This window comes from Staphylococcus argenteus (genome assembly GCF_000236925.1).
Lineage (GTDB): Bacteria > Bacillota > Bacilli > Staphylococcales > Staphylococcaceae > Staphylococcus > Staphylococcus argenteus.
Map to the genome: position 1 here is coordinate 731,426 of NC_016941.1, position 13,048 is coordinate 744,473.

13 protein-coding genes are annotated in these 13,048 nt (G+C 32.0%); 5 read left to right on the forward strand and 8 right to left on the reverse strand.

From position 1 onward, the window contains the following. Positions 1-5 precede the first annotated feature (5 nt). From SAMSHR1132_RS03400 to SAMSHR1132_RS03420, 5 genes are all read left to right on the forward strand, one after another. Entirely contained in the window at positions 6-1,964 is a 1,959-nt protein-coding gene (locus SAMSHR1132_RS03400) for a PTS fructose transporter subunit IIABC (protein WP_001266573.1), read from the forward strand. A gap of 349 nt (positions 1,965-2,313) precedes the next feature. Continuing rightward, the gene (gene nagA, locus SAMSHR1132_RS03405) at positions 2,314-3,495 is read left to right on the forward strand and encodes an N-acetylglucosamine-6-phosphate deacetylase (protein WP_001292263.1); all 1,182 of its coding nucleotides are present in this window, start codon (positions 2,314-2,316) and stop codon (positions 3,493-3,495) included. 220 nt (positions 3,496-3,715) lie between these two features. Beyond that, positions 3,716-5,065, forward strand: coding sequence for a hemolysin family protein (locus tag SAMSHR1132_RS03410; protein ID WP_000450260.1), 1,350 nt, complete (start codon positions 3,716-3,718; stop codon positions 5,063-5,065). Positions 5,066-5,289: 224 nt separating this feature from the next. Then, positions 5,290-6,129 carry an aldo/keto reductase gene (locus tag SAMSHR1132_RS03415; RefSeq protein WP_000426642.1) on the forward strand — a complete coding sequence of 280 codons (840 nt, stop codon included), beginning with the start codon at positions 5,290-5,292 and terminating at the stop codon, positions 6,127-6,129. Positions 6,130-6,259: 130 nt separating this feature from the next. After that, positions 6,260-7,249 (forward strand): glycosyltransferase family 2 protein, encoded by a 990-nt coding sequence (locus SAMSHR1132_RS03420; RefSeq protein WP_000702771.1) that lies wholly within the window; start codon positions 6,260-6,262, stop codon positions 7,247-7,249. 66 nt (positions 7,250-7,315) lie between these two features. Here SAMSHR1132_RS03420 and saeS read toward each other — a convergent pair whose 3' ends face one another. The 8 genes from saeS to queC form a co-directional block, all read right to left on the reverse strand. Beyond that, complete coding sequence (saeS, locus tag SAMSHR1132_RS03425) at positions 7,316-8,371, reverse strand: two-component system sensor histidine kinase SaeS (protein WP_000244419.1); 1,056 nt, start codon at positions 8,369-8,371, stop codon at positions 7,316-7,318. Further along, positions 8,371-9,057, reverse strand: a complete 687-nt coding sequence (gene saeR, locus SAMSHR1132_RS03430; RefSeq protein WP_000149346.1) for a response regulator transcription factor SaeR — start codon at positions 9,055-9,057, stop codon at positions 8,371-8,373. The genes saeS and saeR overlap by 1 nt, the downstream gene beginning before the upstream one ends. Further along, positions 9,032-9,505: a DoxX family membrane protein gene (locus tag SAMSHR1132_RS03435; RefSeq protein ID WP_001037800.1), complete on the reverse strand. Its 474-nt coding sequence runs from the start codon at positions 9,503-9,505 to the stop codon at positions 9,032-9,034. The genes saeR and SAMSHR1132_RS03435 overlap by 26 nt, the downstream gene beginning before the upstream one ends. 350 nt (positions 9,506-9,855) lie before the next feature. Beyond that, positions 9,856-10,296 carry a DM13 domain-containing protein gene (locus SAMSHR1132_RS03440; RefSeq protein WP_001093555.1) on the reverse strand — a complete coding sequence of 147 codons (441 nt, stop codon included), beginning with the start codon at positions 10,294-10,296 and terminating at the stop codon, positions 9,856-9,858. A gap of 255 nt (positions 10,297-10,551) precedes the next feature. Continuing rightward, on the reverse strand, positions 10,552-11,136 hold the full coding sequence (locus SAMSHR1132_RS03445; RefSeq protein WP_000637681.1) for a hypothetical protein: 585 nt from the start codon (positions 11,134-11,136) through the stop codon (positions 10,552-10,554). 98 nt (positions 11,137-11,234) lie between these two features. Next, positions 11,235-11,948: a 7-carboxy-7-deazaguanine synthase QueE gene (gene queE / locus SAMSHR1132_RS03450; RefSeq protein WP_001062974.1), complete on the reverse strand. Its 714-nt coding sequence runs from the start codon at positions 11,946-11,948 to the stop codon at positions 11,235-11,237. A gap of 3 nt (positions 11,949-11,951) precedes the next feature. Further along, positions 11,952-12,371: a 6-carboxytetrahydropterin synthase QueD gene (gene queD, locus SAMSHR1132_RS03455; protein ID WP_000941337.1), complete on the reverse strand. Its 420-nt coding sequence runs from the start codon at positions 12,369-12,371 to the stop codon at positions 11,952-11,954. 1 nt (position 12,372) lies between these two features. Then, on the reverse strand, positions 12,373-13,041 hold the full coding sequence (gene queC / locus SAMSHR1132_RS03460) for a 7-cyano-7-deazaguanine synthase QueC (protein ID WP_000446720.1): 669 nt from the start codon (positions 13,039-13,041) through the stop codon (positions 12,373-12,375). Positions 13,042-13,048: the final 7 nt, after the last annotated feature.

Here is a 13,048-nt window from a genome sequence, read left to right on the forward strand (position 1 = left end):
ATGAAATGAGAGTAACAGAGTTATTAACAAAAGATACAATAGCAATGGACTTAATGGCAAATGATAAAAATGGTGTCATTGATGAATTAGTCAATCAATTAGATAAAGCTGGTAAGTTAAGTGATGTCGTAGCATTCAAAGAAGCGATTCACAATCGAGAATCACAAAGTACTACTGGTATCGGTGAAGGTATTGCTATTCCGCATGCGAAAGTAGCTGCAGTTAAATCTCCAGCAATTGCATTCGGTAAATCAAAAGCTGGTGTAGATTATCAAAGTTTAGATATGCAACCTGCACATTTATTCTTTATGATAGCAGCTCCTGAAGGCGGCGCACAAACACATTTAGATGCTTTAGCTAAATTATCAGGTATTTTAATGGATGAAAATGTACGTGAAAAGCTATTACATGCATCATCTCCTGAAGAAGTGTTAGATATTATTGACCAAGCAGATGATGAGGCAACAAAAGAAGAAGAAGCCGAGGCAAAAGCTCAGCAAGTTGAAGTCTCAGAACAAGCAACTAAAGAATCGAATGAACCATATGTTTTAGCTGTTACAGCATGCCCAACAGGTATTGCTCATACGTATATGGCACGTGATGCATTGAAAAAACAAGCAGACAAAATGGGAATTAAAATTAAAGTTGAAACTAACGGTTCAAGTGGTATTAAAAACCATTTAACTGAACAAGATATTAAAAATGCAACAGGTGTTATTGTTGCAGCAGATGTTCATGTAGAGACGGATCGTTTTGATGGTAAAAATGTCGTAGAAGTTCCAGTAGCAGATGGTATTAAACGACCAGAAGAATTGATTAATAAAGCGTTAGACACAAGTCGTAAACCGTTTGTTGCTCGTGATGGGCAAAGAAAAGGTAATTCAAATGATAGTCAAGAAAAATTAAGTCCAGGTAAAGCATTTTACAAACATCTAATGAATGGTGTTTCTAACATGTTACCACTTGTTATTTCTGGTGGTATTTTAATGGCAATCGTGTTCTTATTTGGTGCAGACTCATTTAAACCAAAAAGTCCGGAGTACAATGCGTTTGCAGAACAACTTTGGAATATAGGTAGCAAAAGTGCATTCGTTTTAATCATTCCAATTTTATCAGGATTCATTGCTCGTAGTATTGCAGATAAACCTGGCTTTGCTTCAGGTCTTGTAGGTGGTATGTTAGCAATTTCAGGTGGTTCAGGATTTATCGGTGGTATTATTGCAGGTTTCTTAGCAGGTTATTTAACTCAAGGTGTTAAAGCGATGACTCGTAAGTTACCACAATCATTAGAAGGATTAAAACCAACACTAATTTATCCATTATTAACAGTGACTGCAACTGGTTTACTAATGATATATGTATTTAATCCACCAGCATCATGGTTAAATCATTTATTGTTAAATGGTTTAAATAATTTATCAGGTTCGAACATTGTATTATTAGGTCTAGTTATCGGGGCAATGATGGCGATCGATATGGGTGGACCATTCAACAAAGCGGCATATGTTTTTGCAACAGGTGCATTAATTGAAGGTAATGCTGCACCTATTACAGCTGCAATGATTGGTGGTATGATTCCACCGTTAGCAATTGCGACAGCAATGATAATTTTTAGACGTAAATTTACAAAAGAACAACGTGGTTCAATTATTCCTAACTACGTGATGGGATTATCATTTATAACAGAAGGCGCGATTCCATTCGCAGCAGCTGACCCATTACGTGTCATTCCATCAATGATGGTTGGCTCTGGTATTGGTGGCGCAATCGCATTAGGTTTAGGCTCTCGAATTTCAGCACCACATGGTGGAATAATTGTAATTGTTGGAACTGATGGCGCGCACTTATTACAAACAATTATCGCGCTTGTAGTAGGTACACTTGTTTCAGCGCTTATTTATGGTTTCATTAAACCTAAATTAACAGAAACAGAAATCGAAGCTTCAAAATCAATGGATGAATAATTTTAATAACTTTATAGATTTTCGACTACTATAATGGTACTAATACATGGCTAAAGCAGTCATTGAAATGTATCATTTAGGATTGCTTATAGTTTAAAAATTATAATAAAAGCACTTTCGACTGATTCAATTTATGAATTGCTACGAAAGTGCTTTTCTATTTGAAGAATAATTTGAAAAAATGAGGTGTTTTAGAGTGACAGAGAAATTAATTTATACCATTTTGTAAAAGATGTCATGAATGTATAGATATTTTTAAAATTCTGCAAAAAGTTATGCCAAACGAAGCAGATATAGTAAAATATGAGTGTCTTAAAGTGAAAATTTAAAAATAAAGAAGGGTTTATACGTGTCAGAATTAATTATATATAACGGCAAAGTTTATACTGAAAATGGTAAAATCGACAATGGTTACATTCATGTAAAAGATGGACAGATTGTTGCAATTGGAGAAGTGGATGATAAAGCAGCGATTGATAATGATACGACAAATAAAATTCAAGTGATTGATGCAAAAGGTCATCATGTAGTGCCAGGATTTATCGATATACATATTCATGGTGGTTATGGACAGGATGCAATGGATGGGTCATACGATGGCTTAAAATATCTATCCGAAAACTTGTTGTCTGAAGGGACGACATCATACTTGGCCACAACAATGACGCAATCGACTGATAAAATTGATCAGGCACTTTTAAATATAGCTAAATATGAAGTAGAGCAAGATGTTCACAATGCAGCGGAAATTGTAGGTATACATCTGGAAGGGCCATTTATATCTGAAAATAAAGTTGGCGCACAACACCCACAATACGTTGTACGACCATATATAGATAAAATTAAGCATTTTCAAAATACCGCAAATGGATTAATCAAGATTATGACGTTTGCACCTGAAGTTGAAGGTGCCAAAGAAGCGCTTGAAACGTATAAAGATGACATTATTTTTTCAATTGGCCATACAGTGGCTACATACGAAGAAGCAGTCGAAGCTGTTGAAAGAGGAGCTAAACATGTCACGCATTTATATAATGCAGCGACGCCATTCCAACATAGGGAACCAGGTGTATTTGGAGCAGCATGGTTGAATGATGCTTTACACACTGAAATGATTGTTGATGGTACGCATTCACATCCAGCGTCAGTGGCAATTGCTTATCGAATGAAAGGCAATGAGCGCTTTTATTTAATTACGGACGCAATGCGTGCAAAAGGTATGCCTGAAGGAGAATATGATTTGGGTGGTCAAAAAGTAACTGTTCAATCTCAACAAGCACGTCTTGCAAATGGGGCACTGGCTGGAAGTATTTTAAAAATGAATCAAGGGTTACGTAACTTAATATCATTTACAGGTGATACATTAGAAAACTTATGGCGTGTAACAAGTTTAAATCAAGCCATTGCATTAGGTATCGATGATAGAAAAGGTAGTATTAAAGTAAATAAGGATGCAGATCTTGTTATTCTAGATGATGACATGAATGTAAAATCTACAATAAAACAAGGTAAGGTTCACACTTTTAGCTAATATATAATCATAATTAAATGTATGCAATAGATTTAATCTGTTAACATAAGCACTTTATATTATGATAGAATAGAAGCAATAACATTTTTTTCTGGGGGTGTCTAAATGGGAAGGCGATAACATGTAGTTGTAATTTAAGTCAAAGTGATAAATTTGAATGCGTGTTACCCATGAGTGACACATATAACATGGAGGTGAATCCCTAGAAATAGGGAATTAATTGGAAACTTCGACCATAATTAGTTTGATTATATTTATTCTATTAATTGCATTAACCACAGTATTTGTTGGTTCAGAATTTGCATTAGTAAAAATTAGAGCAACAAGAATTGAACAGCTAGCAGATGAAGGTAATAAACCTGCTAAAATTGTAAAGAAAATGATTGCTAATCTAGATTATTATCTTTCTGCATGTCAGTTAGGTATAACAGTAACATCTTTAGGGTTAGGTTGGCTTGGTGAACCAACGTTTGAAAAGCTATTACACCCAGTATTTGAAGCGATTAATTTACCTACTGCGTTAACTACAACAATCTCGTTTGCAGTATCGTTTATTATAGTGACGTATTTACATGTTGTACTTGGTGAGTTAGCACCTAAATCTATAGCAATTCAACATACTGAAAAGCTTGCTTTAATATATGCAAGACCACTATTCTATTTCGGTAACATAATGAAACCATTGATTTGGTTAATGAATGGTTCAGCACGTGTGATTATTAGAATGTTTGGTGTGAATCCTGATGCACAAACAGATGCAATGTCAGAAGAAGAAATCAAAATTATTATTAATAATAGTTATAATGGTGGAGAAATCAACCAAACTGAATTGGCATATATGCAAAATATCTTTTCATTCGATGAAAGACATGCGAAAGATATTATGGTACCTAGAACACAAATGATTACTTTAAATGAGCCTTTTAATGTTGATGAATTATTAGATACGATAAAAGAACATCAATTTACGCGTTATCCAATTACTGATGATGGTGATAAGGACCATATTAAAGGATTTATTAACGTCAAAGAATTTTTGACTGAATATGCTTCTGGAAAGACGATTAAAATTGCTAACTATATTCATGAGTTACCGATGATTTCAGAAACAACTCGTATTAGTGATGCCTTGATTCGAATGCAACGTGAACATGTGCATATGAGTCTTATTATAGATGAATACGGTGGTACGGCAGGTATTTTAACGATGGAAGATATTTTAGAAGAAATTGTCGGCGAGATTCGAGATGAATTTGATGATGATGAAGTAAATGATATCGTTAAAATAGACGATAAGACATATCAAGTCAATGGTAGAGTTCTATTGGACGATTTAACAGAAGACTTTGGCATTGAATTTGAAGATTCTGAAGATATCGATACAATAGGCGGATGGTTGCAATCGCGCAATACGAATTTACAAAAAGATGATTTTGTCGATACAACATATGACCGTTGGGTTATTTCAGAAATTGATAATCATCAAATCATTTGGGTGATGTTAAACTATGAATATAATCAAGCTCGACCAACTATTGGAGATACTGATGAAGATGAAAAGTCAGAATAGAGAGTAAAAATTTGGACCAACTAAGAATGATTTAATTCATTTTTGGTTGGTTATTTTTTTGACTAATATTAGAGGAAAGTGAAAATAGTACTTGAACTCAATATCTTTAAATGATTTAATGAATGTTTTTTATTGAAAGCGATAATTCGTAATAATTGAGTTTAATAAAAAAATTAGGGTAATGTAAGAGTATAAAAGATACATAGATTGGAGAGATATAAAAAATGGAAAATGATGTACAAATTTTAAACAATGGTTATCCAATGCCATCAGTTGGTTTAGGTGTATATAAAATATCGGATGAAGATATGACGACAGTAGTTAATGCTGCGATTGAAGCGGGCTATCGTGCTTTTGATACAGCATATTTTTATGGTAATGAATCATCACTAGGAAAAGCATTAAAAAATAGTGGCGTACCCCGCGAAGATTTATTTCTAACAACAAAATTGTGGAATGACTATCAAGGCTATGATAAAACTTTTGAATTTTTCAATAAATCGATAGAAAATTTGCAGACAGACTATCTTGATTTATTTTTAATACATTGGCCTTGTGAAGAAGATGGATTGTTTGTGGAAACATATAAAGCGATGGAAGAACTTTATGAACAAGGTAAAATAAAAGCAATAGGTGTATGTAATTTTAAACAGCATCATTTGGAAAAATTAATGTCTGAAACACATGTTGTACCTATGGTGAACCAAATCGAAGTACATCCTTATTTCAATCAGCAAGATGTTCAAGACTTTTGTGACCGTTATGATATTAAAGTAACGGCTTGGATGCCATTGATGAGAAATAGAGGGTTACTTGATGACCCAGTCATTATTAAACTTGCTGAAAAATATGAAAAGACACCAGCGCAAATCGTTTTACGTTGGCATTTAGCCCATAATAGAATTATAATTCCAAAATCTCAAACTCCAAAACGTATTCGTGAAAATATAGATTTATTTGATTTTAATTTAGAACTAACTGAAGTAGCTGAAATTGACGCTTTAAATAAAAATGCAAGACAAGGTAAAGATCCAGATGATGTAAAAATAGGTGATTTAAAATAATCAAATATTAGATTATACGTTTATGAACGCCTTTTAATGTGTACTATAAAGTAAATGGAAGAATTATTGTAATCCATTAAGTTTTACTTTAGTATAGACAAAATCTTTAAAATATAAAGGATGGACATAGATGAAAATTAGAGTTGTCATTCCTTGTTTTAATGAAGGGGAAGTCATTACACAAACACATCAACAATTAACTGAGATACTTGCACGAGATAGTCATTTAAAAGGTTATAATTATAACATGCTTTTTATAGATGATGGAAGCACTGATACTACAATTGATCAAATGCAACATCTAGCGTCAATTGATAATCATGTTAGTTTCATTTCTTTTAGTAGAAATTTTGGAAAAGAAGCAGCTATGATAGCAGGATATCAGCATAGTACAGACTTTGATGCTGTCATAATGATTGATTGTGATTTGCAACATCCACCTGAATATATTCCTAACATGGTTGAAGGTTTTATGGAAGGTTATGATCAAGTAGTAGCAAAGCGTGATCGTAATGGCGAAAATTTAAGTCGTAAAACGTTGAGTCATCTATATTATAAGTTAGTCAATTGCTTTGTTGAGGAAGTAAAATTTGATGATGGTGTTGGCGATTTTAGACTTTTAAGTCAAAGAGCTGTTAAATCTATTGCCTCGCTTGAAGAATATAATCGATTTTCTAAAGGATTATTTGAATGGATTGGTTATAACACAAAGGTATTTACGTATCAAAATGTTGAAAGACAAAAAGGTGAGTCTAAATGGTCATTCAAAAAATTATTTAATTATGGCATTGATGGCTTGATTTCTTTTAACAGTAAACCGCTTAGAATGATGATTTATTTAGGTTTATTCATTTTTTCGATAAGCGTACTATATATCATTTATTTGTTTGTAAATATTTTAATTTCAGGTGTCAATATTCCTGGGTATTTTTCAACTATTGCAGCCATCTTATTACTAGGTGGAATACAGTTAATTTCAATAGGTGTCATTGGTGAATATATTGGTAGAATTTATTATGAAGTTAAAGCACGACCAAAATATATTATTCAAGCTACAAATTTATCTTTTGCAGAAGATAATAAGAAAGAAATACAAAAGATTTATTCTAAAAAGGCATAAAAAAGAAGCTCTCAAATGGGAGCTTCTTTTTAGTCTTTGCATTTTCATTTATAAAAATCAATCGAATTATGACGTAATATCTAATTTGTGTAATGTTACAGTCATCGTAGTTCCTACATCTATATCACTGTTTACACTAATCTTTGCATTATTTTGTTGCGCAAGTTCATTAGCAATATATAAACCTAATCCAGAACCACCTGTCTTAGTATTACGTGAATTTTCAACTCTAAATGTACGTTCAAATATACGGTCTTGTAGTTCTGGTAAAATACCAATACCTTCATCACTGATTGCAATGTCAATGGTATCTTGTTCTTTATTCTCGCTAATATTAATATCAATGCGACTACCAACATTTGAAAATTTCAAAGCATTATCAAGTAAATTTGTTAATATACGCTCAAGTGGGGTGCGATATTGATAAAATGCATCAATTTCACTACAGAAATTTACTTCTAACGTGCGATTTTCATGTTTCATTCGCTGTTCATATGGTTGTAATATCGATACAAGTAATTGGTCTAGTTGTATTAATTCTGGGGGATACGTTTTACCTGTATTTAAAGTGATAATATGAGTCATATCATCGAATAATGTTGATAAGCGGTTGGCTTGTTTAATCAAAATGTCATATGACTCTTTAATTTCATGATCTTTTGTGATAATACCATCACGTAAACCTTCAGAGTATGAAATGATACTAGCTAAAGGTGTTTTTAAATCATGGGCTAAATTTTGAATCAGTTCTGTTTTTTCTTGTTGTTCGGATTTAATTTGATTCATCTGTTGCGTAATTTCAGAAGCCATTTTATTAAAAGATTGATTTAATTCATAAATTTCTTTTGGTGAATTAAACGTTTTATCATTGCTTGCGTAATTTCCGTTAGCGAATTGCTTTGTTTTAATATTAAACTGCTTAATTTTTTGAATAAGCGGGTTAATAAAAATACTACATATTAACAAAGTTAAACAGCTTGTAATAATTGTCGTTAAGGTCAAAGTTAGTGTCATATGGCCGTTGAACCACATTAAAATGTATGCAATTGCTAAAATAGTTGAAGTTAATAGTATACTCGATACGACGCCAATAATGATTTGACTTCTAATTGATAACACCATTATCGGCTCCTTTCAAATTTATATCCTAATCCCCATACAGTTGTGATGGTATAAGTAGTAAAGTTTTCCTTTTCTAATTTTTCTCTTATGCGATGAATATGAACATTTACCGTATTAGCATCTTCGTAATAATCATATCCCCATACTTTTTCAAGTAATTCTGATTTTGAAATCACTTCATTTTCTCTTGAAGCTAAATACCACAATAATTCAAATTCTTTAATACGCATTGAGACTTCGTGACCATTAACAGTCACCACTTTGCTTAAGTTAACAAGCGTAAGTTCATCAAATGCCAGTTGTTCAACTGGTTGATGATGATATTTCTTCATGCGTGTAAGTAAGTTATTTACACGTAAAACAAGTTCTCTTGGACTAAACGGTTTTTTGACATAGTCATCTGCACCAAGAGTTAATGCATAAATGGTGTCGTGTTCTTGTGTTTTGGCAGTTAAATAGATAAAAGGTATATCTAATTTTTGCCTTTTCATTTCTTTGACAATGTCGTAACCATTAACTTCTGGCATCATGATGTCTAGCACCATAATATCAATGTCATTTGACAATAAAGAAATAGCTTCTTTACCGCTAGTTGTTGTTGTTACTTTGTAACCTTCGTATTCAAAATAGGTTTGACAAATGTCTACAATGTCTTGTTCATCATCCACGATCAGTAAGTGGGTCATCTATTTTTTCACCTCTGTTCTTACGACCTCTAAAGTAATTAATGATTTCTTTAAGTGAAATCTGTTTTAACAATGAATGGCTCATTAATAAAAGGATAAAGAAAGTTAATTGAAGAGGGTACGTAAATATCATATCTGCTAAGATATAATTTATCATAACAAAGGCTCCAAAGAAACTAGCAGTATATGCAAATACTCCAAAAATTAAACCTAATCCAATTGCAAGTTCTCCAAGAGGAACAATTATATCAAATAATGACGTCGTATGCGCAACTACATTTGCGAAAAACCATTTATACCATTCAGGTGAATCAGTATTGTTTGCAATTACTGGTACTAAGCCTTTTAGCGTGAAGCCACCTGTTAATTTTTCATAACCTTGCATTAACATGACAATACCAGAACCAACACGAATGATAAATGTAATGAGTAGCAATAATTTATTCATGATGTTCACATTCTTTCTATTTTTTGTGTTTGTAATTTATATAAACATAAGATTGAGCAACATAGGCTAATTTATAGTGTCATGTGAACATGAAGTGGTTGAGCTCATGGTTGTTATAAGCCAATTAAACCTCAAGCTCTAAAAAAGTATGCCTTTTGTGCTATAAATTCTTATGGGATTGAATTATTTTGTATATATGTTTAAAAAAGGAAAGTATGATTTCTACGAGCTAGGGGGGCTGTGAAATCATACGCTTTCCGTTGTGTAATGTGTGTAATGTATATTTTAAAAGTTAGTAATGTAATAGTATGATGTTATGATTTTAATAAAATGTGTAACTCAGAAATTGATTATTTTAATTTAGCGCCACCAAAGATAACGTGTGCTTTTTTACAATAGATTGTAACTTCATCGTATTTACTTAAATCAACATTTTTAAGATCAAATGTTTGTTTTTCTTTATCGTAGTCTACCATTGCGATTTCTTTACCATTTTTAATGTCTCCATTTTTAGTTAGGTAAACGTATAAATCAGGACCTTTAGATGATTTGTAGTTAGTAAGCATTAATTTACCGTTTTTAATTTCAGCTTTACCTTCAACAGTTTCACCATTTTTAGAACTGAATGTACCTGTTAGATGCTTTGTTTTATCAGTTTTAACATTGCTGTCTTCTGATTTTGTCTTTTGTTCAGTTTTATTACCTTGATCCTGTGAATTAGAATTACCACAAGCGCCTAATGTGAATACAGCTGCGACAGCGCCAACTGCTAAAAAATATTTTGTATTCATGCTAACTCCTCATTTCTTCAATTTGATAAGTTAAGTTTAAAATGAAGGCAAATAATATGCCATTAACTAATTCTTAACTTCGTTTAAATATCGCTTAACTAATATTGAAGAAAGAATAATTTGAAAATGTAAATATTTGTTTGATTTAAATAAATAGGTTATTGGAAAGATGATATGTGTAAATCAACTTTAACTAGAAAATAAAAAACACTACTGATTCAACATTCAATCAGCAGTGTTTTTTAGCATTTTAATTTAAAATTTATACACCTTTTGCCATAACAAGAATAATAAGAAAATTATATAAACGATTAAATATAAATACCAATATGGCGTTAAGACCATCATCACGATAAATGATATGTTAATGATAATAAGCCCTTTAATCATTAGTCGTTTAATTTTTTTATTATTTTCAGCATCATTATCTAAATTGTTGAAAGTTGCAGTAAACAACATAATACCACCGACAATGAAAATGGCTGGGGCTAAAAATGGTATAGACATATATATGGATTGTGTACTTGAGAAGTCTGTGACACGTTGTGTTAAGCTGACAACAATCGTTAATATAATGGCAATAAATTTTTGATCTGTAATATATACAGGTTTTAATTTTTTATCAATATAAATCTGTAGTATCGTCCAAATGATAAACATAGTTATAGTACATATCGTAATAAAATTATATTTATCAATAAAGAATGTGTTTATAATGGCATTGATCGTAATAGACAATAACATAGCACTTAATGATAATTGTTGCATGCGATGCCGATATAAATTAAATCCAGTAATAAGTATGACGATAGCAATATTAATTAATATATATACAATCATGATGGACTCCTGTTCGTTATACTTCAATCAACTATTATATCAATTAATATTTTGTTATTCATTAGATACGACTTATAAAAAGAAAAATCAGCTAATATTTATACACCTTTTTTATTACTCCAAAGTAATGTGTGTAATTGTGGTAATACATAAACATGATTCATATCACTACTTTGCATTACTAAATCAACTAATTGTTCGTAGCGTTCTAATAATTTAGCAGTATGATTATTAACACTTTCAGATAAATAAGGATTACCAACTTGTAAATAAAAGGGGATGTCAGGGTATCGATGATGAATCATTTTTGCGAATTCATAATCATTATCATCAAATACAACCACTTTTAAGTTCAATGAAGATGGCACACATTGTTGAATAACTTCATCTAACTTGTTTAAATCAGGCGTCATTGTAGAGCTAGGCGGTTTTGGACTTATCGTTAAATCATCAATTTGAGTCATCCAAGGTTGAAATTTACTTCCTTGTGTTTCTAATGCACTATAAATACCTTTATCTTGAAATAAATCAACTAATTCTTGAATGCCTTTAATTAATGCTGGATTGCCACCAGAAATAGTGACATGGTTAAATTGTTCGCCACCGATACGCTTTAATTCATCATATATTTCTTCTGCGGTCATAAGATTTATATCGCCTTTTGCACTACCGTCCCAGGTGAATGCTGAGTCGCACCAGCTACAACGATAATCACAGCCAGCAGTTCTAACAAACATTGTTTTCCTACCAATTACTCGACCTTCGCCTTGTATTGTTGGTCCAAATATTTCAAGTACAGGAATCTTTGCCATGGATTACACCTGCTCCTTTGGTCTATATACAACATAACTAGTTGGTGTTTCTCTTACAAACACTTGAATACATTTAGGTTGATGTTCAAGCATATCTAAATTTTCTTTTACAATTTGATAAATCGTTTCAGCAACAATTTCTGTTGAAGGTATTTTATTTTTAAAAGCTGGTAAGTTATTTAATAATTGATGATCAAATTTACCGTGTATCATCTTTTTTAAATGACTAAAGTTTACTAAAAAACCTGTATCATCAAGTTTATCACCAACAATGGTTAAATTAACAAAGTACGTATGACCGTGAACATTTTGACAAATCCCAGCTTCTTCACATGGAATATGATGTGCTGCCGAAAAATTAAAGTCTTTATTTAATTCGAACTGGTATGGATGCGTTGTACTTGGATAGATTTGTTGTAACATTTTAAAGCACTCCTTTACTTTCGAGATATTGATTTAATCCACGTTGTCTTAATTGACATGCCGGACATTCACCACAGCCATTTCCAACGATACCGTTGTAACAAGTTAATGTATTGGTACGGATATAATCTAAAACACCAAGCTCATCACTTAACTGCCAAGTTTCTGCTTTGTTTAACCACATTAATGGGGTATGGATGACAAAATCTTTATCCATAGCTAAACTTAAAGTCACGTTCATTGATTTTATAAAACTATCACGACAATCTGGATAACCTGAGAAATCAGTTTCGCAAACACCAGTAATAATATGTTTTGCACCGATTTGATATGCAAGGGCACCTGCGAATGATAAGAAAAGTAAATTTCTTGCTGGTACGAAAGTATTAGGTATGCCATCTTCGTTGTTAGTGATTTCCATATCATGTTGAGTTAAGGCGTTAGGAGTGAGTTGGGATAATAATGACATATCTAAAACGTGATGTTTCATTCCTTGTTCATTTGCAATTTGTTTTGCTACTTCAATTTCAGTATCATGTCTTTGTCCGTAATTAAAAGTTACGAGTTCGACTTCTTTAAAATGCTTTTTTGCATAAAATAGACACGTTGTACTGTCTTGACCACCGCTAAAGACGACGATTGCTTTTTCATTATTTAATACGCTTTCCATTATTATA

Excerpts from the sequence above, each read along its gene's own strand:
- SAMSHR1132_RS03400 (WP_001266573.1), top strand. The coding sequence starts at position 6 with ATGAGAGTAACAGAGTTATTAACAAAAGATACAATAGCAATGGACTTA.
- SAMSHR1132_RS03415 (WP_000426642.1), top strand. The coding sequence starts at position 5,290 with ATGGAAAATGATGTACAAATTTTAAACAATGGTTATCCAATGCCATCA.
- SAMSHR1132_RS03420 (WP_000702771.1), top strand. The coding sequence starts at position 6,260 with ATGAAAATTAGAGTTGTCATTCCTTGTTTTAATGAAGGGGAAGTCATT.
- saeS (WP_000244419.1), bottom strand. The coding sequence starts at position 8,371 with ATGGTGTTATCAATTAGAAGTCAAATCATTATTGGCGTCGTATCGAGT.
- saeR (WP_000149346.1), bottom strand. The coding sequence starts at position 9,057 with ATGACCCACTTACTGATCGTGGATGATGAACAAGACATTGTAGACATT.
- SAMSHR1132_RS03435 (WP_001037800.1), bottom strand. The coding sequence starts at position 9,505 with ATGAATAAATTATTGCTACTCATTACATTTATCATTCGTGTTGGTTCT.
- SAMSHR1132_RS03440 (WP_001093555.1), bottom strand. The coding sequence starts at position 10,296 with ATGAATACAAAATATTTTTTAGCAGTTGGCGCTGTCGCAGCTGTATTC.
- SAMSHR1132_RS03445 (WP_000637681.1), bottom strand. The coding sequence starts at position 11,136 with ATGATTGTATATATATTAATTAATATTGCTATCGTCATACTTATTACT.
- queE (WP_001062974.1), bottom strand. The coding sequence starts at position 11,948 with ATGGCAAAGATTCCTGTACTTGAAATATTTGGACCAACAATACAAGGC.
- queD (WP_000941337.1), bottom strand. The coding sequence starts at position 12,371 with ATGTTACAACAAATCTATCCAAGTACAACGCATCCATACCAGTTCGAA.
- queC (WP_000446720.1), bottom strand. The coding sequence starts at position 13,041 with ATGGAAAGCGTATTAAATAATGAAAAAGCAATCGTCGTCTTTAGCGGT.